Origin of the sequence: Candidatus Protochlamydia sp. R18 (genome assembly GCF_000648255.1) — a bacterium.
In the GTDB taxonomy this organism is placed as follows: domain Bacteria; phylum Chlamydiota; class Chlamydiia; order Chlamydiales; family Parachlamydiaceae; genus Protochlamydia; species Protochlamydia amoebophila.
In genome coordinates, this window is the sequence record NZ_BASL01000766.1 from 1 (window position 1) to 1,110 (window position 1,110).

The following is a 1,110-nucleotide window of genomic DNA, read 5'->3' on the forward strand; positions in this document are numbered from 1 at the left end:
AATCGCATTGGCAATTTGAAAAATACCAATCCAAGCAAAAATTAAACGAATCTGATTTAAGAATGAAGTCGAAAAATTTTTACGAGAAGATGAATGAAATATTAAGTTTTTGATTGAACCAAGAAATGTAATTTTACGTTTTGTTGTTTGCTGCGAGTGTAAATTTACGCCTGTTAGAGAAGTTTGCGTTGTTGACGTTTGCGAATCTGAAACTTGAGAGGAATTAAATAGTTTGGTAATTTTTTTCATTAATCGCTCAGTTTCTTGTATTTCTTGTAACCGGTTTTCCAACCTTTCATGTGTTTGATCGATTTCTTTTATATCGATTTTAAGGGCTTGTACACCTTCAGTTAGCTTATTTGTTTCTTCCGCAAGCCGTTCGTTATCTTCTCCAAACTTTTCTACTCCTTGTGCAAACCGTTTGTTATCTTCTCCAAGCTCTTCCACTGCTTGTGCAAACCGTTTGTTATCTTCTCCAAGCTCTTCCACTGCTTGTGCAAGCTGTTTGCCATCTTCTCGAAGCTCTTCTACACCTTTTACAAACTCTTCATCATCTTGTTGAAACTGTTTTATTTCTTGCCTAAGAATTTCTAGTTCCTCATAAGATTCTTGAAGTTCTTGAAAGGCTTGATTGAATGCCTTTAAATCAGCGGATTTTTTCTCATTTATTGTATTCATAAAGTCTATGTGAGAGCGCAGTATTTCACATTGCGTTTGCATGGATGCCAGTAGTGGATTTTGTTCTTTTCCGTTATCTAGTTCTTCTTGAGTGGGAATAGAAGTATACACTCTTATTCCCTCAATCTCTGCCTGAATTTGCCCAATGGTTTCCCTTGTTTCAGCCTGGATAAGGCAAGTTTCTGCAACCGTTTGCTTAAATTCTTGTTGTTGGGCTTCTAAATCCTGAATTTGAGGAATAATAGTGGAAAGTTTTTCATCAATTTTGCGACAACCGCTATCAATTTTATGGCAGGCAGCGTCGGCAAGAGAATTTTTTTTCTTCAAATTAAAAAGGTAGATTTTTCGCTGCAAAATAAGTTTGCGCAAAAGTTGATTTTGTTCTTCTAGCCCTTCTGAATAATTTTTTTTAAGAAAAAAATTGTGGCAGTA

The 1,110-nt window shown here is 35.5% G+C and carries 1 protein-coding gene; it reads right to left on the reverse strand.

From position 1 onward, the window contains the following. On the reverse strand, positions 1-1,110 hold a 1,110-nt coding region (locus tag TY19_RS16285), incomplete at both ends, for a hypothetical protein (RefSeq protein ID WP_042282270.1).